Genomic DNA, 19,124 nt, shown 5'->3' with positions numbered 1-19,124 from the left:
CCGTCATCCGCAAACAACGCAGGCCCAGCAAACCCAAGACAGCAAACAACAAAACGGGCCGCCGCTCACGCGACGGCCCGTTAGGGAACTCACCCCTGGTTAAAACACCAGCGCTTGGAAAGCTCCCTTCATAGCGTTCAGGCCGCGACGGGTGTCTTCTGGTACGCGTCGACGTACTCCTGGCCGGACAGGTCCAGGATGCGGTAGATGATCTCGTCGGTGACGCTGCGCAGCACGGGCAGCGAGTCCTGCATGCCCTCGTAGCGCGTGAAGTCGAGCGGCTCACCGAACCGGATCGTGACCGGCACGATGCGCGGCAGCTTCTTCCCGACCGGCTGCACCTTGTCCGTGCCGATGATGCCCACCGGCACCACGCGAGCCCCGGTCTCCAGTGCCATGCGCGCCACGCCGGTGCGACCCCGGTGCAGCCTGCCGTCGAGGCTCCGGGTGCCCTCCGGGTAGATCGCGAACGCACCGCCGTCGAGCAGCACCTGGTTCGCGGTGTCCAGCGAGTCGCGCGCGGCCCGGCCGTTGCCGCGCCGCACCGGGATGTGGCCCAGCGAGCTGAAGAACCACCGGCTGAGCGCACCCTTCACGCCCTTGCCGACGAAGTACTCCTCCTTGGCGAGGAACGACACCCGGCGCTTGATCACCATCGGCAGCACGATGCTGTCGATGAACGACAGATGGTTCGGCGCGAGGATGACCGCGCCGTCCGCAGGGACGTTCTCCAGGCCCTCGACGGTCGGGCGGTAGATCAGCCTGGCTGTCGGGGCGACGACGTGCTTCATCACCGGGTAGAGGACCATGCGTCCAGCATCCCGCATCGTGGTTGCCGCGTTGTTACCGCTGTGGCGGGAATCGCCGAGGAGTGTGGCGACCGCCAACGCGCGGGCCGGTTTTCTGTCAGGAAGCCGCCTTGATTTCCGGCGGGTTCGGTCAGGAAGCCGCCTTGATCTCCGTCGAGAGGGTCACCCAGCGGTCCACGAGCGCCGCGGCGGCCCCGGAGTCGATCGCCTCGGCCGCACGTCCCAGCGCGGCCGCCAGATCCGCGTGCAGATCCCCGGAGAGCCCGCTGTGCGCCGCGATCGCACCCGCCGCGTTCACGAGCACCGCGTCCCGCACCGACCCCGTGCGCCCCGCCAGCAGATCGCGCACGACCTGAGCGTTGAACGCCGCGTCGCCGCCGCGCAGATCCTCCGCCGTCGCGGGCTTGATGCCCAGCAGCGCCGGGTCGACCCGGTCGGTCCGCACGGTGCCGCCGTCCGCGACCCACACCGAGGTGGTCGTGGTGGTGGTGATCTCGTCGAGACCGTCGTCGCCGCGCACGACCAGCGCCGTGTGACCGCGCCGCGCGAACACGCCCGCGATCAGCGGCGCCGCGCCGGCGCGGGCACAGCCGATCAGGCCGACCGTGGTCTGCGCCGGGTTCGTCAGCGGGCCGAGCAGGTTGAACGACGTGGGGATGCCGATCTCGCGGCGCACCGGGCCCGCGTGCCGGAAGCCGGGGTGGAACACCGGGGCGAAGCAGAAGCCGATGCCCAGCTCGGCCACCGTCCGTGCGACGCCCGCCGGCGGCAGGTCGATCGCGACGCCCAGCGCCTCCAGCACGTCGGCCGTGCCGCACTTCGACGACGCGGCCCGGTTGCCGTGCTTGACGATCGGCACGCCCGCCGCACCCGTCACGATCGCGGCCATCGTCGAGATGTTCACCGAATTGGAATGGTCGCCACCGGTGCCGACGATGTCGGCCGCGCGCACGTCAACGGTGAACCGGTTGGCGTGCTGCAGCATCATCGTGGCGAGGCCGTCGACCTCCTCCGGCGTCTCGCCCTTGGCCCGCAGCGCGACCACGAAGGCCGCGATCTGCGCCGGTGAGGCGGCGCCGGACATGATCTGGTCCATCGCCCACGCCGTGTCCTCCGCGGACAGGTCGACGCGGTCGATGAGCTGGTTCAGCAGCTGTGGCCAGGTGCGGTCCCCCATGACGCGCCTCCCTCAGCCTTGAACGACAGGCAGAGCCGAGTTGCGCAGCACCTCGGCCACGGTCTCGGCGGCGGCCAGCGGGTCGAGCGGGTGCACCAGCACCGCGTCGGCCTGCGACCAGGTGGCGAGCCAGCGGTCGTCCTTGCGGCGGACCGCGACGATGGTCGGCGGGCAGTCGTCGATCTCGTTCTTGAGCTGGCGGGACAGGCCCATGCCGCCGGTCGGCTGCGCCTCGCCGTCGAGGATCAGCAGGTCGGCGGAGCCGTTGTCCACCTCGTACAGGACCTCGGCGATCGTGCCCGCCTCGATGTAGTCCACCCGCGGCAGGTCCGGCGCCGGGCGGCGGCCGACCGCAGTGATGATCGTCTCACGCACCTCGGGCCGGTGGCTGAACACCAGGATCTTCGTGGTCTGCGTGCTCATCTCCGCGATCCTCCGAATCAGTGACCAAGGTCGCTTCCGATGTTATCGGGCGGGCTGCAGCGCATCCCAGCCGAGGGCGTCGCCGCCGAGCCGCTGGGCCAGGCCCGCCATCCTGGATCGTTCCTGCGCGCAGTGCAGGGCGTCCAGCTTCTGCACCCGCACGGCATGGAGTGGCGACCCCTCAGAAAGGTCACAGCGCAACGTCCAGTCGTCCTGTGTGAGCAGCTCGCGCGCGCGTTCGACCTGGTCAGCGGGCAGCGAGAGGTGGTGGCGCAGCACCGCGGGCTCGTCCGGGCGCCACTCGGGGGAGCGCGCCAGCACGGCCGAATCCGCCTCGGCCGGGTCGAACGCCGAGGCGACCACGACCAGGTCCGGAGTGTCGATCGTCAGCTCGGGTGGCCGTTCCTTCGACCAGAGATCGCGCATTCGGCTCAGCAACCCCATCGGCCGTTCACCCTCCGTGTGATCGAGGAGACTCAAGATCTGCCCCGGACCCGATGGGCGGAGCAAAAAACCGCAAGCAATAATGCGTCCCGTGACAACGGCAGCGCCTTCCATCGGCCAGCGCGTGCACTCGCTGAACCGTCCGAACATGGTCAGCGTCGGCACGATCGTGTGGCTGTCCAGCGAGCTCATGTTCTTCGCTGGGCTCTTCGCCATGTTCTTCACGGTGAAGGCCCAGAACGAGGGGGAGCATTGGCCGCCTCACCCGACCGAGCTGAACATCCCGTACGCGTCGGTGTTCACGATCATCCTCGTGGCGTCGTCGTTCACCTGCCAGTGGGGCGTCTTCGCCGCCGAGCGCGGTGACGTCTTCGGTCTGCGCCGGTGGTACATCGTGACGCTGATCATGGGCGCGATCTTCGTCGGTGGTCAGGCCGGTGAGTACTTCAACCTGGTGCACGAGGGCACGAGCATCTCCAGCTCGGCCTACGGCACGGTCTTCTACCTGACCACCGGGTTCCACGGTCTGCACGTCATCGGCGGTCTGATCGCGTTCGGCTTCCTGCTCGTGCGCACGAAGTTGAGCAAGTTCACGCCGGCACAGGCCACGTCCGCGATCGTCGTGTCGTACTACTGGCACTTCGTCGACGTCGTCTGGATCGGCCTGTTCGCCATCATCTACATCGTGCCCTGACACCAGCACGAACCCCCGAACTGACAAAGGGTTGCCGTACACATGACCACCGCCCGATCGAATTCGGACACGAAACGGTCCCGCGCGCGCACGAAGCTGCGCCGCCGGGTCGCCGGCCTGCTCGCGCTGGGATTCGCCCTGCTCAGCGCGGGCCTGCTGTTCAGCGCGTTCGCGCCGCAGGCGCAGACCGCCGCCGCGCAGCAGGACTCCGCGCTCGTGCGGAAGGGTGAGGAGATCTACCGCCAGACGTGCTCGACGTGTCACGGCGGCGGTGGCGAGGGCGTCAAGGACCGCGGCCCGAGCCTCGTCGGCGTCGGCGACGCGGCCGTCTACTTCCAGACCTCCACCGGCCGCATGCCCATGGCGCGGCAGGAGGCGCAGGCCGAGCGCAAGCCGACCAAGCTCTCCGACGAGGAGATCGCGGCGCTGATGGCGTACGTCGACAGCCTCGGCAACGGCCAGGGCCCCAAGAAGCCGGCGGAGTCCGGTGAGGCGCTGCGCGGTGACAACCCGGCGCGCGGTGGCGAGCTGTTCCGCCTGAACTGCAGCAACTGCCACAGTGCCACCGGCCGTGGTGGCGCGCTCTCGTCCGGCAAGTTCGCGCCGACGCTCGACGGCGTCAAGGAAGAGCAGATCTACACGGCGATGCTCACCGGTCCGCAGAACATGCCCAAGTTCGGCGACCGTCAGCTGACGCCGGACGAGAAGAAGGACATCATCGCGTACGTCAAGTCCGTCACGGACGGGAACAACAACCCCGGTGGTAACCCCATCGGCGGCTTCGGTCCCGTGTCGGAGGGCTTCATCGCGTTCATCGTGGGTATCGCCGCTCTCGTGGGCGTCACCCTCTGGATCGGAGCCAAGGCATGAGCGGCGAACAGCCGACCAACCTGCCCAGCGAGCAGGAACTCGCGGAGATGAGCCGCGACGAGCTGGTCAAGCTCGGTACGAAGCTGGACGGCGTCGAGCTGGTCCACTACGAGGAGAAGTGGCCGGTCGCCGGCACGAAGGCCGAGCGCCGCGCCCAGCGCGCTGTCGCGACCTGGTTCGCGATCTCCGCGCTGTCCGGCCTGGCGTTCCTCGGCGTCTTCCTGTTCTGGCCCTGGCAGTACGAGCCGTCGCACAGCGACAGGCACCTGCTGTTCCTCGCGTACAACCCGCTCATCGGCCTGTTCATGGGTCTGTCGATCTTCGCGATCGGCGTCGGCGCGGTGCTGTACACGAAGAAGTTCCTGCCGGACGAGGTCGCCGTGCAGCAGCGCGGCGACGGTCCGTCGGCCGAGGTCGACCGCGCGACGATCGTCGCCGAGCTCGCCGATGCCGGTGAGCGCAGCGGGCTGGGCCGTCGCAAGCTGATCACCCGCATGGCGGGCCTCGGCGCCGGCGTGTTCGGCCTGGGTGTCGCGGCCGTGCCGCTGGGCGCGCTGATCAAGAACCCGTGGTCGGACAGTGACAGCAAGAACTCGCTGTGGCACACCGGCTGGAAGTCGGAGAACGGCGAGAAGGTCTACCTGCGCCGCCACACCGGCAACTTCCACGAGATCGTGAAGGTGCGCCCCGAGGACATCGAGCCGGGCGGCTTCGAGACCGTCTTCCCGTTCCGCGAGTCGGAGCGCGGTGACGAGCACGCGCTGGTCGCGGCCCTGAAGCGGTCCGACGCGCCGGTCATGCTCATCCGGCTGCGCCCGAACCAGGCGGTGGTGAAGCGGCAGGGCCAGGAGGACTTCAACTTCGGCGACCTGTACGCCTACTCGAAGGTCTGCACGCACCTCGGCTGCCCGACGTCGCTGTTCGAGCAGCAGACCGGTCTGCTGCTGTGCCCGTGCCACCAGTCGCAGTTCGACGTCTTCCACTACGCGAAGCCGCGCTTCGGCCCCGCTACCAGGCCTTTGCCGCAGCTTCCGATCACTGTGGACGAAGAGGGATACTTGATTGCCCGCAGCGACTTCATCGAGGCTGTGGGACCGGCGTTCTGGGAGCGGAAGTCATGAGTGCCATCACCACGCCGACGAAACCGGCCAACGCGGCCGCGCGCGTCGTAGGTGCGGCGGCCAACGCTGCCGACGAGCGGTTCCACGCCGCCAAGGGGATCCGTCACCAGCTGAACAAGGTCTTCCCGACGCACTGGTCGTTCCTGCTCGGCGAGATCGCGCTGTACAGCTTCATCGTGCTGCTGCTGTCGGGTACGTACCTGGCGCTGTTCTTCGACCCCTCGATGACCGAGGTGACGTACAACGGCACCTACGAGAACCTCAAGGGCATGGAGATGTCGCGGGCGTTCGCGTCCACGCTCGACATCTCGTTCGAGACGCGCGGCGGCCTGTTCGTCCGCCAGGTGCACCACTGGGCGGCGCTGCTGTTCATGGGCGCGATCGTCGTGCACATGTTCCGGATCTTCTTCACCGGTGCGTTCCGCAAGCCGCGTGAGATCAACTGGGTCATCGGCATCCTGCTGTTCATGCTGGGCGCGATCGAGGGCTTCCTCGGCTACTCGCTGCCGGACGACCTGCTCTCCGGCACCGGCCTGCGCGTCATGGCGGGCCTGCTTATCTCGTTCCCGGTCATCGGCACCTGGCTGAACTGGCTGCTGTTCGGCGGCGAGTTCCCCGGCACCGACCTGATCCCGATGCTCTACACCGCGCACATCCTGCTGATCCCGGGCATCCTGCTCGGCCTGATCGCGGCGCACCTGGGCCTGGTCTGGTACCAGAAGCACACCCAGTTCCCCGGTGTCGGGCGCAAGGAGACGAACGTCGTCGGCGTGCGCATCATGCCGGTGTTCGCGGCCAAGGGCGGCGGCTTCTTCGCCATCGTCGTCGGTGTCATCGCGATCATGGGTGGCGTCTTCCAGATCAACCCGGTCTGGCAGTTCGGCCCGTACAGCCCGGCCCAGGTGCTGGCCGGTTCGCAGCCCGACTGGTACATGGGCTGGACCGACGGCCTGGTCCGCATCTGGCCCGCGTGGGAGCTCTACCTGGGCAACTACACGGTCCCGGCGCCGTTCTGGCCGTTCATCCTGGGCCTGCCGCTGCTGACCGGTATCGCGGCGGTCTACCCGTGGATCGAGCGCAAGCTGACCAAGGACTACGCGCACCACAACCTGCTGCAGCGCCCGCGTGACGTGCCCGTCCGCACGGCGCTCGGCTCGATGGCGATCACGTACTTCATGGTCATGCTGCTCATGGGCGGCAACGACATCTTCGCCCTGAAGTTCAACATCTCGCTGAACGCCACGACGTGGATGGGCCGCATCGGCCTGCTGGTGCTGCCGCCGCTGGCGTACTTCGTCGCCTACCGGATCTGCATCGGCCTGCAGCGCGGCGACCGCGAGGTGCTCGAGCACGGTGTCGAGACCGGCATCATCAAGCGCCTGCCGCACGGTGAGTTCATCGAGGTGCACCAGCCGCTCGGCCCGGTCGACGACCACGGCCACCCGGTTCCGCTGGAGTACCAGGGCGCGTCGGTGCCGAAGAAGATGAACAAGCTGGGTTCCGCCGGACACCCGGTGCCGGGCAGCACGTTCACGCCCGACCCGCCGGAGGAGACCATCGCGCTCGAGAACGCCCGCAAGAAGAAGGGCGTCCAGGCGGACGAGATCAGCTCCGAGGAGCGCGCCGACCAGCTGGCCGGCAAGCCCAAGCAGCCCTGATCTCCAGCGCGTACTGAAACGGCCCCCGTGGACTTTCGTCCACGGGGGCCGTTCGGTATTGGTGCTTCGGAGTGGCCCGCGCTGGCCCCTTGGTGTGACGTGCCCGGTTACTAGGCGTCATCCAGGCCGATGGCGAAGGCGGCCTCGGCATCTCGCTTCGAGTAACTCCGGAACGCGATGTGCGTGTCGGTGTTCAGCACGCCGGCCACCTTGCTGATCTTCCCGGGCACGAGCGCGGCGAGATCCTCGTGCTGCGCGACCTTGACGATCGCGATCAGGTCCACGTCACCCGCGCAGGAGTACACCTCGGTGACGCCATCGATGTCGGCGATCTCCTGCGCCGCTTCGGGAATGCGCTCGGCGGCGGCCTGGATCAGCACGATCGCGGTGACCACGGTGGTCCTCCTTGCATCTCAGCAGGTGGTATCGAAAGCACCGCTAGTGTGCCCTATCGGCAGATCGCGGTGGTTCGGGTGCTGCTGCGAGCTTGGGTGCTTCCTTTCGTCTCCCCGATTGCGAGTACCCAGTGGACCACTCCCATGCCCGCAAGCTGGCGGCCGAGCTGGCTGGCACCACGATCCTCTGCCTGTTCGGAATCTCCGCCGCCGTCGCCGTCTCCGACTCGCTCCTGACCGTCGCCCTGGCGCACGGCCTGGCGCTCATGGTCGGCATCTACGCGTTCGGTGCCGTGTCGGGCGCCCACTTCAACCCGACCGTCACCGTCGCACTGGCCGTCACGGGCCGCCTCCCGTGGCGCGAGGTCCCCGGCTACGTACTGGCCCAGCTCGCCGGTGGCGTGCTCGGCGCGTACCTGGCCCAGGTGATCCACGGCCCCGGCACGTCGCTGGGTGCCACGTCCTTCGCTCCCGGTGTCAGCGTCACCCAGGCGTTCGTCGCCGAGGCCCTGGGTGCGTTCCTGTTGGTGACGGCCGTGTTCGCACTCGCCGTGTCGCCATCCGCGCCGCGGCATGTCACGGGCCTCGGTATCGGCCTGGCGCTGGCCACCCAGATCGTCGCTTTCGGACCGGTGGCGGGTGCGTCGGTGAACCTGGCGCGCACGTTCGGCCCGGACGTCGTGCTCGCCTTCACCGGCGGTCCGGTCGCATGGGGACAGTTGCCCGTGTACCTGATCGCCCCGGTGTTCGGCGGAATCCTGGCGGCTGGTCTGTTCAGCGCGGTCACGTCGTCCGCCCGGCGCACGGCTAACGTCTGACTATTTAACGGCTCCGTCTGCTGTGGGCGGAGCCGTTAATGTTGGCCGCATGGGGGATATGCGATACCGGCTGTTCGGCCGGACCGGACTCCGCGTCTCCGAGCTGTTCTTGGGCGCGATGACCTTCGGCGACATCGACGAGGACCGCCGCGTCCTCGACACCTATGCCGACGCCGGCGGCAACGTCATCGACACGGCGGTGAATTACGGCGGCGGCCGCTCCGAGGAGGTCGTGGGTTCCCTGCTCTCGGGCAGGCGCGACCGTTTCGTGCTCGCCACCAAGTACACCGTCACGCGCGACGCCACCGACCCCAACGCCGCGGGCAACCACCGCAAGAACCTGGTGGCGTCACTGGAAATGTCGCTGCGCCGCCTGCGCACCGACTACGTGGACATCTACTGGGTGCACATCTGGGACCCGCACACGCCCATCGAAGAGACCATGCGGGCACTCGACGACGCCGTCCGAGCGGGCAAGGTCCTCTATGTCGGCATCTCCGACGCCCCCGCCTGGGTCGTCTCGCGCGCGAACACCCTCGCCGAGTGGCGCTCCTGGACACCGTTCGCCGGCCTCCAGGTGCCCTACAGCCTGCTGAACCGCGACATCGAGCGCGAGATGCTGCCGATGGCCGAGGCGTTCGGCATGAGCGTCGCCGCGTGGAGCCCGCTCGGTGGTGGCGTGCTGTCCGGGAAGTACGCCTTGGGTGGCACCGGCCGCGTGTCCCCGGACTCGATCAGCGCCCACGACCACGCCGTCGCCGCGGCCGTCGGGTCTGTGGCCGCGGACTTGGGCGTCACCAGTTCCCAGGTCGCCATCGCGTGGACGCGACACCGTTCGCGGGCCGTGGTGCCCATTGTCGGGGCGCGGACCGTCGATCAGTTGACCGAGAACCTCGGCGCGCTCTCCGTGTCGTTGCCCGACGAGGCCGTGCAGCGGCTGGAGGAGGCGACCGGGTTCAGCCGCGGGTTCCTGGCGGACTTCATCGACTCCGCTTCGCCGCACGTGTTCGGGCAGGCGGGGGCGCGAGTGGACGGCCGCTGACGGTCGGTCGCGCGAGTCCGAAGTGGTCCGGGAACTCCCGCTCCAGGAACTCGGCGACGTCCGCCGCATTTCGTTCAGCAGACCGCGCAAGCCCTCACGCTGCTGCCTGTATTCGGTTGTGGGTCAGTGCCAGCGATCCTCCTCAGGTCGTGCGGACGCGGCCCGCTCAGCCCAATCACTCCACGTGGCCGCGCTGTACGCGGGCGAGGCCCAGGGCTCGTCGGTGTATACGAGCCGCGTCCCCGGTTGCGTGAGCCACCGCAGCAGCACCCCGGTCTCCTCCGGCGGAGCCCCGCGCAACGGCCCCGCGGCGGGCATGACGGTCTCGGCAGCGGCCACCAGCGTGTCGACCACCGGCATCGGCCGCACACCGCGCCGCGCCACCCCGGCCGAGGCCAGTCGGCCGTAGCGGATCACCGAGAACTCCCAGCCACCCCGCTGGTCCGGCCGCGCGGCCACCAGCTGGGACAGCTGCGCCAGTGCCGACAGCCGCTGGGCCCGGTCGACAGCGCGCACGAGCCCGGCGAGGCGGTCGCGCCGCACAGCGGCCTCCTCGAAGCGGTGAGCGCCCGACAGCTGGTCCACCTGCGAAGCGAGCACGCGTAAGGGGTCCGCGCTGCGCCCGGTCACCAGGTCGCGCAACGCCGCCACGGCAGGGGAGTACTCCTCCACCGACTGCCGGCCCGCGCAGGGGGCGCGGCAGCGGCCGAGCTCGGCCAGAGCACAGGGAGACGCGCGCTGGTTGTGGGCCGGGATCTTCAGCTTGCACGCGCGCAGCGGGACGGCGTCGAGCAGCGCGTCCGCCGCGGCCGTGGCCGCGTGTTGCGTGCGGAACGGGCCGAGCGCGCCGTCGCGCGGGCGCCGGACGACGGACAGGCGCGGGTACGCCTCGTCGGTCAGCACCAGCCACCAGGCGTGATGCGGGTTCTTGGACCTCCTGTTGTACGCGGGCCGGTGCGCGCGCAGCAGCCGCAGCTCGCGCACCTCGGCCTCCAGCGAATGGGCGCACTCGACGCCGTCGACGCGCACCGCGAGCGCCACCATTTCGCGGAGCCGGCGCCTGCCCTCCGAGGCCGTGAAGTACTGCCGCACGCGCCGCCGCAGGTCCGACGCCGTGCCGACGTACAACACCTCCTCGGAAGGTCCCCGGAACAGGTACACGCCCGGCGCCGACGGCAGGTGCGCCGCCAGCGACCGTTTCCGGCGCTGCTCGGGCGTGACCTCCGGCAGGTACGCCAGCAGCTCCTCCAGCGAGTGCACACCCAGATTGCCGACGCGCTCCAGCAACGCGTGCAGCACGTCCACCGTCGCGCGGGCGTCCGCGAGCGCCCGGTGCGTCGGCGTGCGCGCCCCGAACAACGCCGCCAGGTTCGAGAGCCGGCAGCTGGGCGCCTCGTCGCGAGACAGCACCCGGCGGGCGAGCCGCACGGTGCAGACCACCGACGGCTTCGGCCACCGGTAGCCGTGCCGCTCGCACGCCGCCTTCATGAACCCCACGTCGAAACCGGAGTTGTGCGCCACCAGCACCGCCCCGGCCGCGAACTCGAGGAACGCAGGCAGCACCGACCCCAGGCGCGGCGCACCCGTCACCATCGCCTGCGTGATTCCGGTCAGCTGGACTACCTGCGGCGGGATGCCCTGCTCCGGATCGACGAGCGTCGCGAACTCGCCGAGGACCACGCCGCCGCGGACCTTCACCGCGCCGATCTCGGTCACCGAGTCCTCGGCCGCGCTGCCACCCGTGGTCTCCAGGTCGAAGACCACGAACGTCGTGTCGCGTAACGGGGTTCCGAGCTCGTCGAAGGTCAGCTGGGCGGACACGACACGGACGTTGGCGAGGGGGCAGTGTTTGATCGCCGCTGCTTCGCAGACGGCGGTGAGGTCGCCGGGGAAGTGCGACCTCGCTGGGGTGGTGGCTCGGGCTCGTCGAGGGGCGGTCGGGTGGTCATGTCGTGGACGTTAGCGACGGGGTCTGACAGTTTTGGATGGCGCTCGCTCCGCTCCCGCGGCGAGGTCGCTGGGGAATCGCGACCTCGCGAGCCGGGTCACCAGAGAAGCCGGATGCCCTGCGCGACCTTGCGAACCATCTCAACCGGCGGGTCGCCGGGACAGCGGGTCGCTGACCGCGCGCCGGTGGCTCTAGCCTGTAGCGGTGCAGGACCCGATGCCCGACCACGACCTCGATCAACCCGGCCCCGAGGAGCCGGGTGAATCCACTGTGGACTGGGCCGCCCTGCCGGAGCCCCTGCGCACCCGTCTCGCGGAGCTGGGCGCGGACGCGCTCGGCGAGATGGCCAAGGTCGACGTCCCGCAGAGCCTGCGCCCGGTGGCCCGGTTCGCCCCGACGAAACGTGCCCGCCTGGGCGGCGCGCAGGTCGTGGCCGGGCTGCGTGATTCGGCGAACTTCCGAACGGCCGTAGTGGAGTGGCTGCGCAAGAACCGGCCGTCCACGTTGGAGATCACGTCGCCGGACCCGGTGACGGCCGCGGCGGCGGCAGTGCTGCAGGGCGAGGAGGTCGCGCCGCACTACGTCGAGCTGGTGTCACGCCGGGTCGGCGACGCGACGCTGCGCGCGGAACGCGACGCGGCGATCACGAGACTGGAACGCGCCGAAGTCGAACTCGACCGGCTGCGCACCGAGCGGGCGATGCTGGACGATGCCGCCGAGCGGATCCGCGCCGAGGCCGAGGTCGAGCTGGAACGGCTGCGCAAGCGGTTGCGGGAACAGGGCGTCAAGCTGCGCGAGGCCAAGGACCTGGCGGCGTCGGCCGCCGCCGAGGTGGAGAAGGCGCAACTCAACGCCGAGCAGGAGCTCAAGCGGATCACCGCGGAACGCGACCGCGAACGGGAGCGCGCCGAAGCCGAGAAGAGCAAGGCGCAGCGGGCCATCGCGGACGCCGAGGTGGCCCGGCAGTCCGCCCGCGAGGCGCGGCAGGCCGACGAGGTCCGGCTCGCACTGCTCGTCGACACGCTCGACGGGGCCGTCACCGGACTGCGCCGGGAGCTCGCGCTCGGCGGCACCGGACCCCGCCCCGCGGACCTGGTGCGCGGCGCCAGCGCGGCACAGGGCGCGGTGGGGCGCGTCGAGGACCCGGCGGCGCTGGACCGGTTGCTCGCGCTCCCGACCGTGCATCTCGTGGTGGACGGCTACAACGTCACCAAGACCGGCTATCCCGAGCTGTCGCTGTCCGATCAGCGCGACCGGCTCGTGCACCAGCTCGCCGTGCTCGCCGCCCGCACCGGCGCCGAGGTCACGCTCGTCTTCGACGGCGCGGGCGTCGTCGCCGTCCCGGCCGCCGCGCCGCGGGGTGTGCGCGTGCTGTTCAGCGACCCTGGCGTTCTTGCGGACGACGTCATCCGCGCGCTGGTCACCGCCGAACCGGAGGGACGGCCCGTCGTGGTCGTCACGTCCGACCGCGCGGTCGCGGACTCGGTGCGCCGCAGGGGCGCCCACCCGGTGCCTTCGGCGGTGCTGCTCGCACGCCTGGGCCGGGTCTGACCCCGATCCGACCCCAAGTGGATCACCCGGTAACTTGACCGGGATCACACTGAGGGGACCGAGAAAAGTGGCATCTCACAGACTCAAGCGCGGCTTCTTCGCCGCCATCGCCGTTGCCTCCGTCGGGCTGACCAGCGCTCCCGCGATCGCCCAGCCGCCCGCCACCGCGGCGGACGCGTTGAAGAAGTACAACGAGCTCTCCGAGCAGGCCACCAAGCTCAACGAGGACGTCCTGCGCGCGCAGGAGGACCTCGACAAGAAGAAGGGCGAGCTCGACAAGGCCAACGCCGACGTCGGCGCCGCGCAGCGGATCGTCGACCAGGCCAAGGCGGACGAGGAGACCTTCCGCGTCCACGTCGACAAGCTCACCGAGGCCTCCTTCCAGGGCGCCCGGTTCAACTCGTTGTCCGCGCTGCTGGTCAGCGAATCGCAGCAGGACTTCCTCAACCGCATGTCCGCGCTCGGCATCCTCGCCGCGGACAACACCGAGGCGCTCGCGAAGCTCTCCGGCGCGGTCGACCGGGCGAACCAGGCCCGCCAGTCCGCCCAGGACGCGCAGACCCGCGCGTCGGACGCCACCAAGGCCGCCGAGCAGCTGCGGGCGGACCTGGACAAGCGCAACACCGAGCTGCAGACGCAGATCCGTGAGGTCAAGGCCGCGATGAACGGGCTGTCCGCGGGCGACAAGGCGAAGCTCGGCGACAAGGGCGACATGTCCAACATCAAGGTGCCGCCGGGCACCGCAGGCGCCGCACTGGCGTTCGCGCTGGCGCAGCGCGGTGACGGCTACCGCTACGGCGCGACCGGCCCGGACTGGTGGGACTGCGCCGGGCTCACGATGAAGGCGTACGAGGCCGCCGGCATGCGCATCCCGCGCACCAGCGGCGGCCAGGCCGGGGTGGGACGCGCCGTGTCGCGGGGCGACGTCCAGCCCGGCGACCTGATCATCTACTACTCGTCGCAGTCGCACGTCGCGATGGCCGTGGACAACCAGAACGCCGTGCACGCGTCGACCGAAGGGGTGCCGGTGCGGATCGCGCCGATCGACTCGATCGGACCCATCAGCGTCATCCGCCGCATCGAGGGATAGTTTTCCGCCGTGAGGCGGTTGCTCGGTGCGCTGGTCGCGGTCCTGCTACTGGCCGGTTCTTCCCAGCCGGTGGCGGGCAGGTCGGTCGACGAGCTGCTGCGCCAGCGCACCGAAGCCGTTCTCACGCACAACGAGGCGATGTTCACCGCCGGCATCGACCCGGATGCGTCGGAGCCGTTCAAAGCGGCCCAGCAGCGCCTGTTCCGCAACGTCACGGCGTTGCCGATCACGACGTGGCGCTACGACCGCGACCACCTCACCTACGCGCTCGACGTCGACCAGCGTCCGACGACGAAACCGCTCACTTTCCGGTTCACCGAACACGCCGGCCGGTGGTACATCGCCGACGACAAGCCGGCTCTGCCGTGGGACTTCGCCCCGATCCGCGTCGACAGAACGATGAACGGCCTGGTCATCAGCCATCCCGGCGATGAGGCACTGGCTGCGCGGGTGCTCGCCGAGCTCGACCCGGCGGTCGACGCCGTCACGGAGGTGTGGGGCTCCGGCTGGCCGCGCAAGGTCGCGGTCGTCATCCCGCACAACCCGGATGAACTGCGCGAACTCGTCGGCCCCGTGCTATCCGACGTCGCGGGCATCGCGATCTCGGACGCCGTGGATCCGCCGGCCGGCCAGCGGGTGGTGATCAACCCGGACCAGGCGGCGCCGCTGTCCCCGGTGGAGCTGCGCGTGCTCATCCGGCACGAGTTCACGCACGTCGCGGCACGTCAGGCCACGCGCGACACCGCGCCGATGTGGCTGGTCGAGGGCTTCGCGGACTACGTGGCGTTCCACGGCAGCGGCATGTCGCTGCGGCAGGCGGCGCCGTTGCTCACCTCCGACGTCGCCGCGGTCCCGACCGACTTCGCCGGGCCGAAGCGTGACCTGGCCTACCAGCAGGCCTACTCGCTGTGTCTGTACCTGGCGCAACACCAGGACATCGCGGCCTTCTACCGGTCCCATCAGTCCCAAGTGGACATTGACGTCACGGGCTGGCGTGAGTTCCTCCGGCAGGCCATCGGCTAGCGTGGGTGTCGTGCGTCGGACCCTTCTGGTGACCAATGACTTCCCGCCCCGGCCGGGCGGCATCCAGTCCTACCTGCACGCCCTGGCGACGCGGCTGCCGCACGACGACCTGGTCGTGTACGCGCCGAAGTGGAAGGGCGCGCGGGAGTTCGACGCACAGCAACCGTTCCAGGTCGTCCGGCACCCCACGTCGCTGATGCTGCCGACGCCGGACGTGCTGCGCACCGCCCGCGAGATCATCACCGCCGAACGCTGCGACGCCGCCTGGTTCGGCGCGGCCGCCCCGCTGGCGCTGCTGGCGCCGCACCTCCCGGTGAGCCGCGCGGTCGCGTGCACGCACGGCCACGAGGTCGGCTGGTCGATGCTGCCCGTGGCGCGTCAGGCGCTGCGCCGCATCGGGTCCGGTGTGGACGTCGTCACGTTCGTCAGCCGCTACACCCGTTCCCGGTTCTCCGCGGCGTTCGGCCCGATGGCCGCTTTGGAGCACCTTCCGTCCGGAGTGGACACGGACCTGTACCGGCCGGATCCCGTGACACGTCAGGAGATCCGCGAACGACACGGGCTCGGTGACCGGCCCACGATCGTCTGCGTGTCCAGGCTGGTGCCGCGCAAGGGCCAGGACGTGCTGATCAAGGCCCTGCCGTTGATCCAACGCCGGGTGCCCGGCGCGGCACTGCTGATCGTCGGCGGCGGCCCGTACCGCAAGACCCTGGAGTCGATGGCATCTCCGGATGTGATCATCACCGGATCCGTGCCGTGGGAGGAGCTTCCGGCGCACTACGCGGCGGGCGACGTGTTCGCGATGCCGTGCCGCACGCGCGGCCGGGGACTGGACGTCGAGGGGCTCGGCATCGTGTACCTGGAGGCGTCCGCGACCGGGCTGCCCGTGGTCGCGGGCCGGTCCGGCGGCGCGCCGGAGACCGTGAAGGACGGCATCACCGGCAACGTGGTGGACGGCCGCGATGTCCCGCAGGTCGCCGAGACGATCGCGAACCTCCTGGCGGATCCCGAACTGGCGGCCAAGATGGGCCGGGCCGGTCGGGAGTGGGTGAGCGAGCACTGGCGGTGGGACCAGCTCGCGCACCGCCTAGAAGGCCTGCTCGACGGCTGACCGCGCGCGCCGCTCCAGCGCCCGCAATCCGAGCCGCTCGGACAACGCCACCGCCTCCTCGGCCGCGGTCCGCGAGGCGTCGAGCAACCCCTGCGCCCGGTGCGCGGCCGCGAGCCCGAGCAGCGCCCGCACCTCGCCGGAGTGGTAGCCGATGCGGCGCGCGGTGGCGAGGGCCTGCTCGTACAACGCCACGCCCGAGTCGACGTCACCGCGCGCGACGTGCACATCGGCGAGCGTGATGCGGGTGCTCGTCGACACCTGCTGGTCGCTGCCGTCCGGGAGCGTCCCGACGGCCTGCGTGGCCAGTTCGAGAGCGGCGTCGGGCGAGCCGAGGTCGAGGTGCACCAGGGCCAGCTGCTCCAGCGTCTCCGCGAGGCCCTCGGGGACGTTGTCCAACTCGAGCGCCAGCTCCAGGTGGTGCCGCGCGTCCACGAGGAAACCCTGGAGCCGCAACGCCATCCCGAGGTACGTGTGGCTGTCGGCGGCCGGCCCGAGCCGCAGCGCCGACGTGAAGTGCTCGACGGCCTCGTCCAGTTCGCCGAGCTCGACGGCGAGCTGCCCGAGGTTGTACAGCACCATCAGGATCGTGCCGCTCGCGCGCAGCATCTCCAGTGAGCGCAGCAGGGTGTCCTTGGCGGCCAGCAGGTTGCCGGACCGCCGGTGCACCAGGGCCAGGTTGTTGAGCACACCCGCCTCGGCGTCGTTGTCGCCGAGCTCGCGGTACAGGGCGACCGCGCGGTCGTGGTGCTCGATGGACCGCTCGAACTCGCCCAGCTTCAGGTACAGCGCGCCGAGGTTCGCGTGCATCGCGGCCTCGGCCGGGCGGTGGTGGTTCTCGTGCGCCGCGTGCAGGCTGTGGTGCGCGGTCGCGAGCCACTCGCCGACGTGCTGGCCGATCCACAGATAGCCGCGCAGGCCGTCCGCGAGCCGCCACGCCATCGCCGCCGGACCGTGCTCGGCCGCCTGGCGGATCGCCGCGATCAGGTTCGGGCGCTCGGCGTCGAGCCAGCCCAACGCCTCCTCGGGTGACGAGATCCGCAGCACCGGGCCCGCCGACGCCGACGGCAGCCGCACGACACCGGGGTAGAGCACCTCCGCGCACCGGTTGACCCAGCGCGCGTAGTGGTCGAGCAGCCGCGACCACGCCACGTCCTGCTCCGCCTGCTCGTCCTCGGTCTCCCGCAGCCGCGCGGAGAACCGCAGCAACTCGTCGTGGAACCGGAACCGCCCCGGTGTCGCCTCCACGACGAGGTTCGCGATCGCCAGCACCGCCAGCAGCCCGCCCGCGTCGGTGTCCGCCAGCGCGGAGGCGACCTCGGCCGTGAAGTCGGGACCGGGAATGAGGCTGAGCAGCCGGAACAGCCGGCGCGGCCGCTCGGGCAGCGCCGCGTACGCCAGCTCGATGGGCGACCCCGAGATCGTCTGGTCCTCGCGGCCCGCGAGGTACGCGGCGGCGACCCGCAGCGCCAGCGGCAGGTGCCCGCACCGCTCGGCGAGCTCCGCGTGGTCCCCCGGACCGAGCGCCTTCGTCAGCAGCTCGACGGACTCCTCCGGCGTGAACGCCTCCAGCGGCACCGTGCGCGCGCCGTTCATCGCGATCAGCCCGCGCAGGTCGTCGCGGCTGGTCACGATCACCGGGCAGCTCGGCGCGCCGGGCAGCAGCGGCCGCACCTGGTCCGGTGCGGAGGCGTTGTCCAGCACCAGCAGCATCCGGCGGCCCGCCAGCAGCGAGCGGAACATCGTGCTCTGTTCGTCCGCGTCGGCCGGGATCTCGTCCGGCGGCACGCCCAGCGAGCGCAGGAACCGCGACAGCACGTCGACCCCGTCCGCGGCCGGCCCGAGCGCGTATCCCCGCAGGTCGACGTACAGCTGGCCGTCCGGGAACCGCGACCGCAGCCGGTGCGCGACGTGCACCGCGAGGGTCGTCTTGCCCACGCCGGCCGGCCCGGACAGCGTCACGATCGGCACGGCCGTGGATTCCGGTGGCGCGATCAACTCCTTCAACCGCCGGATGTGCTCCGCGCGGCCGACGAAGTCCGGGATGTCGGTGGGCAGCTGGGTCGACGCCGCTGACGCCGCTGACGCGGGTTCCGCAGGTGCGGTGGTCGCGGGCCGGGGCGCCGCGATCTCGGGCGCGCCGACCAGGATCGCCTGGTGCAGGTCCCGCAGCTCCTCGCTCGGCTCGATGCCGAGCTGGTCGCCCAGCAGCTTCCCGACCTGCCGGAACGCCTCCAGCGCCTCGGCCTGCCTGCTGCTGCGGTACAGCGCCAGCATCAGCTGGCCCCAGAACCGTTCCCGCAACGCGTGGTCGCGGGTCAGCGAGAACAGCTCGGACACCAGGTCCGCCTGGTTGCCCAGCGCCAGCTCGATGTCGATGCGCTGCTCGTGCACCTGCATCAGCTGCTCGGTCAGCCGCGGCACGTGCTCCTGGTGCAGCGTCTCGGATGGCACGTCCGACAACGCCGGCCCGCGCCACAGTTCCAAAGCCGTGGAAAACGCTTGCCGTGCCGCCGTCAGGTCGCCGTTCTGCGCCGCCTCGCGTCCCAGCGCCGCCGCTTCGGCGAACCGGTACACGTCGAGCTGCGAGTCCTCGACGCGGATCTGATAGCCGTCCGCGACCGTGCGGATGAGCGCCGGGTCGCCCAGCGTGTGCCGCAGCCGCATGACGTAGGTCTGCAACGTGCCGCGCGTCCGGGCCGGTGGCGTGTCCCCCCACACGTGCTCGATCAGCTCCGTGACCAGCACCGTTCGGTTGGGACGGAGCAACAGGGCCGCCAGCAGCGCCCGGTGTTTGCCCGCGCGGAGCACCACTTCGCGCCCGTCGAGGCGCACCTCCATGGGACCGAGCAGCCGGAACTCCGGACCCGAACCCATTACCGTCCCCTCGTGAACGTCTGCGCTGCGTGCCCCGCCTGCACAGCCTATGCGCGCACTGTCGCGAAGTGACATC

Annotated in this window: 17 protein-coding genes; 10 read left to right on the top strand and 7 right to left on the bottom strand. The window is 70.5% G+C overall.

Going from position 1 to position 19,124, the window contains the following annotated elements; translation table 11 throughout:
- Positions 1 to 137 precede the first annotated feature (137 nt).
- The 4 genes from QSK35_RS32225 to QSK35_RS32210 all read right to left on the bottom strand — a co-directional run bounded on the left by QSK35_RS32225 (position 138) and on the right by QSK35_RS32210 (position 2,853).
- Positions 138 to 809 (bottom strand): lysophospholipid acyltransferase family protein, encoded by a 672-nt coding sequence (locus QSK35_RS32225; protein WP_285751409.1) that lies wholly within the window; start codon positions 807 to 809, stop codon positions 138 to 140.
- A 130-nt stretch (positions 810 to 939) separates the two neighbouring features.
- On the bottom strand, positions 940 to 1,986 hold the full coding sequence (trpD, locus tag QSK35_RS32220; RefSeq protein ID WP_285751408.1) for an anthranilate phosphoribosyltransferase: 1,047 nt from the start codon (positions 1,984 to 1,986) through the stop codon (positions 940 to 942).
- Between the two features lie 12 nt (positions 1,987 to 1,998).
- A complete protein-coding gene (locus tag QSK35_RS32215; protein WP_285751407.1) occupies positions 1,999 to 2,409 on the bottom strand; it encodes a hypothetical protein in 411 nt (136 codons plus the stop codon).
- Between the two features lie 42 nt (positions 2,410 to 2,451).
- Entirely contained in the window at positions 2,452 to 2,853 is a 402-nt protein-coding gene (locus tag QSK35_RS32210) for a hypothetical protein (RefSeq protein WP_285751405.1), read from the bottom strand.
- Between the two features lie 82 nt (positions 2,854 to 2,935).
- On the opposite strand from QSK35_RS32210, the gene ctaE reads away from it, so the two are divergent.
- Genes ctaE through qcrB form a run of 4 tightly spaced genes read left to right on the top strand, consistent with a single transcriptional unit; the run spans position 2,936 to position 7,196 of the window.
- On the top strand, positions 2,936 to 3,547 hold the full coding sequence (ctaE, locus tag QSK35_RS32205) for an aa3-type cytochrome oxidase subunit III (RefSeq protein ID WP_285751404.1): 612 nt from the start codon (positions 2,936 to 2,938) through the stop codon (positions 3,545 to 3,547).
- Positions 3,548 to 3,589: 42 nt separating this feature from the next.
- The gene (gene qcrC / locus QSK35_RS32200) at positions 3,590 to 4,417 is read left to right on the top strand and encodes a cytochrome bc1 complex diheme cytochrome c subunit (RefSeq protein ID WP_285751403.1); all 828 of its coding nucleotides are present in this window, start codon (positions 3,590 to 3,592) and stop codon (positions 4,415 to 4,417) included.
- Positions 4,414 to 5,538, top strand: coding sequence for a cytochrome bc1 complex Rieske iron-sulfur subunit (qcrA, locus tag QSK35_RS32195; RefSeq protein WP_285751402.1), 1,125 nt, complete (start codon positions 4,414 to 4,416; stop codon positions 5,536 to 5,538). The genes qcrC and qcrA overlap by 4 nt, the downstream gene beginning before the upstream one ends.
- The gene (gene qcrB / locus QSK35_RS32190; protein WP_285751401.1) at positions 5,535 to 7,196 is read left to right on the top strand and encodes a cytochrome bc1 complex cytochrome b subunit; all 1,662 of its coding nucleotides are present in this window, start codon (positions 5,535 to 5,537) and stop codon (positions 7,194 to 7,196) included. Before qcrA ends, qcrB begins: the two co-directional genes overlap by 4 nt.
- A 110-nt stretch (positions 7,197 to 7,306) precedes the next feature.
- On the opposite strand, the gene QSK35_RS32185 is transcribed toward qcrB, so the two are convergent.
- Positions 7,307 to 7,591, bottom strand: coding sequence for an Lrp/AsnC family transcriptional regulator (locus QSK35_RS32185; RefSeq protein WP_285751399.1), 285 nt, complete (start codon positions 7,589 to 7,591; stop codon positions 7,307 to 7,309).
- A gap of 131 nt (positions 7,592 to 7,722) precedes the next feature.
- Between QSK35_RS32185 and QSK35_RS32180 the strand changes: the two genes are divergently transcribed.
- Positions 7,723 to 8,409 carry an MIP/aquaporin family protein gene (locus tag QSK35_RS32180; RefSeq protein ID WP_285751398.1) on the top strand — a complete coding sequence of 229 codons (687 nt, stop codon included), beginning with the start codon at positions 7,723 to 7,725 and terminating at the stop codon, positions 8,407 to 8,409.
- A gap of 49 nt (positions 8,410 to 8,458) precedes the next feature.
- Positions 8,459 to 9,451, top strand: coding sequence for an aldo/keto reductase (locus QSK35_RS32175; protein ID WP_285751397.1), 993 nt, complete (start codon positions 8,459 to 8,461; stop codon positions 9,449 to 9,451).
- Between the two features lie 123 nt (positions 9,452 to 9,574).
- On the opposite strand, the gene QSK35_RS32170 is transcribed toward QSK35_RS32175, so the two are convergent.
- Positions 9,575 to 11,272 (bottom strand): DEDD exonuclease domain-containing protein, encoded by a 1,698-nt coding sequence (locus QSK35_RS32170; protein ID WP_285751396.1) that lies wholly within the window; start codon positions 11,270 to 11,272, stop codon positions 9,575 to 9,577.
- 343 nt (positions 11,273 to 11,615) lie between these two features.
- Here QSK35_RS32170 and QSK35_RS32165 point away from each other — a divergent pair, with 343 nt between their 5' ends.
- From QSK35_RS32165 to QSK35_RS32150, 4 genes are all read left to right on the top strand, one after another.
- Positions 11,616 to 12,950 carry an NYN domain-containing protein gene (locus QSK35_RS32165; RefSeq protein ID WP_285751418.1) on the top strand — a complete coding sequence of 445 codons (1,335 nt, stop codon included), beginning with the start codon at positions 11,616 to 11,618 and terminating at the stop codon, positions 12,948 to 12,950.
- 67 nt (positions 12,951 to 13,017) lie between these two features.
- Entirely contained in the window at positions 13,018 to 14,040 is a 1,023-nt protein-coding gene (locus QSK35_RS32160) for a C40 family peptidase (protein WP_285751395.1), read from the top strand.
- 9 nt (positions 14,041 to 14,049) lie between these two features.
- Complete coding sequence (locus tag QSK35_RS32155; RefSeq protein ID WP_285751394.1) at positions 14,050 to 15,063, top strand: hypothetical protein; 1,014 nt, start codon at positions 14,050 to 14,052, stop codon at positions 15,061 to 15,063.
- Positions 15,064 to 15,073: 10 nt separating this feature from the next.
- Positions 15,074 to 16,174: a glycosyltransferase family 4 protein gene (locus QSK35_RS32150; RefSeq protein WP_285751393.1), complete on the top strand. Its 1,101-nt coding sequence runs from the start codon at positions 15,074 to 15,076 to the stop codon at positions 16,172 to 16,174.
- On the opposite strand, the gene QSK35_RS32145 is transcribed toward QSK35_RS32150, so the two are convergent.
- On the bottom strand, positions 16,151 to 19,048 hold the full coding sequence (locus QSK35_RS32145; protein ID WP_285751392.1) for an AfsR/SARP family transcriptional regulator: 2,898 nt from the start codon (positions 19,046 to 19,048) through the stop codon (positions 16,151 to 16,153). The genes QSK35_RS32150 and QSK35_RS32145 overlap by 24 nt on opposite strands.
- Positions 19,049 to 19,124 lie beyond the last annotated feature (76 nt).

The organism is Lentzea sp. NBRC 105346, assembly GCF_030269605.1.
In the GTDB taxonomy this organism is placed as follows: domain Bacteria; phylum Actinomycetota; class Actinomycetes; order Mycobacteriales; family Pseudonocardiaceae; genus Lentzea.
Note: the sequence above shows the minus strand (reverse complement) of the source record. Positions and strands in the feature narration are given on the sequence as shown.

Excerpts from the sequence above, each read along its gene's own strand:
- QSK35_RS32225 (WP_285751409.1), bottom strand. The coding sequence starts at position 809 with ATGGTCCTCTACCCGGTGATGAAGCACGTCGTCGCCCCGACAGCCAGG.
- trpD (WP_285751408.1), bottom strand. The coding sequence starts at position 1,986 with ATGGGGGACCGCACCTGGCCACAGCTGCTGAACCAGCTCATCGACCGC.
- QSK35_RS32215 (WP_285751407.1), bottom strand. The coding sequence starts at position 2,409 with ATGAGCACGCAGACCACGAAGATCCTGGTGTTCAGCCACCGGCCCGAG.
- QSK35_RS32210 (WP_285751405.1), bottom strand. The coding sequence starts at position 2,853 with ATGGGGTTGCTGAGCCGAATGCGCGATCTCTGGTCGAAGGAACGGCCA.
- ctaE (WP_285751404.1), top strand. The coding sequence starts at position 2,936 with ATGCGTCCCGTGACAACGGCAGCGCCTTCCATCGGCCAGCGCGTGCAC.
- qcrC (WP_285751403.1), top strand. The coding sequence starts at position 3,590 with ATGACCACCGCCCGATCGAATTCGGACACGAAACGGTCCCGCGCGCGC.
- qcrA (WP_285751402.1), top strand. The coding sequence starts at position 4,414 with ATGAGCGGCGAACAGCCGACCAACCTGCCCAGCGAGCAGGAACTCGCG.
- qcrB (WP_285751401.1), top strand. The coding sequence starts at position 5,535 with ATGAGTGCCATCACCACGCCGACGAAACCGGCCAACGCGGCCGCGCGC.
- QSK35_RS32175 (WP_285751397.1), top strand. The coding sequence starts at position 8,459 with ATGGGGGATATGCGATACCGGCTGTTCGGCCGGACCGGACTCCGCGTC.
- QSK35_RS32165 (WP_285751418.1), top strand. The coding sequence starts at position 11,616 with ATGCCCGACCACGACCTCGATCAACCCGGCCCCGAGGAGCCGGGTGAA.
- QSK35_RS32145 (WP_285751392.1), bottom strand. The coding sequence starts at position 19,048 with ATGGGTTCGGGTCCGGAGTTCCGGCTGCTCGGTCCCATGGAGGTGCGC.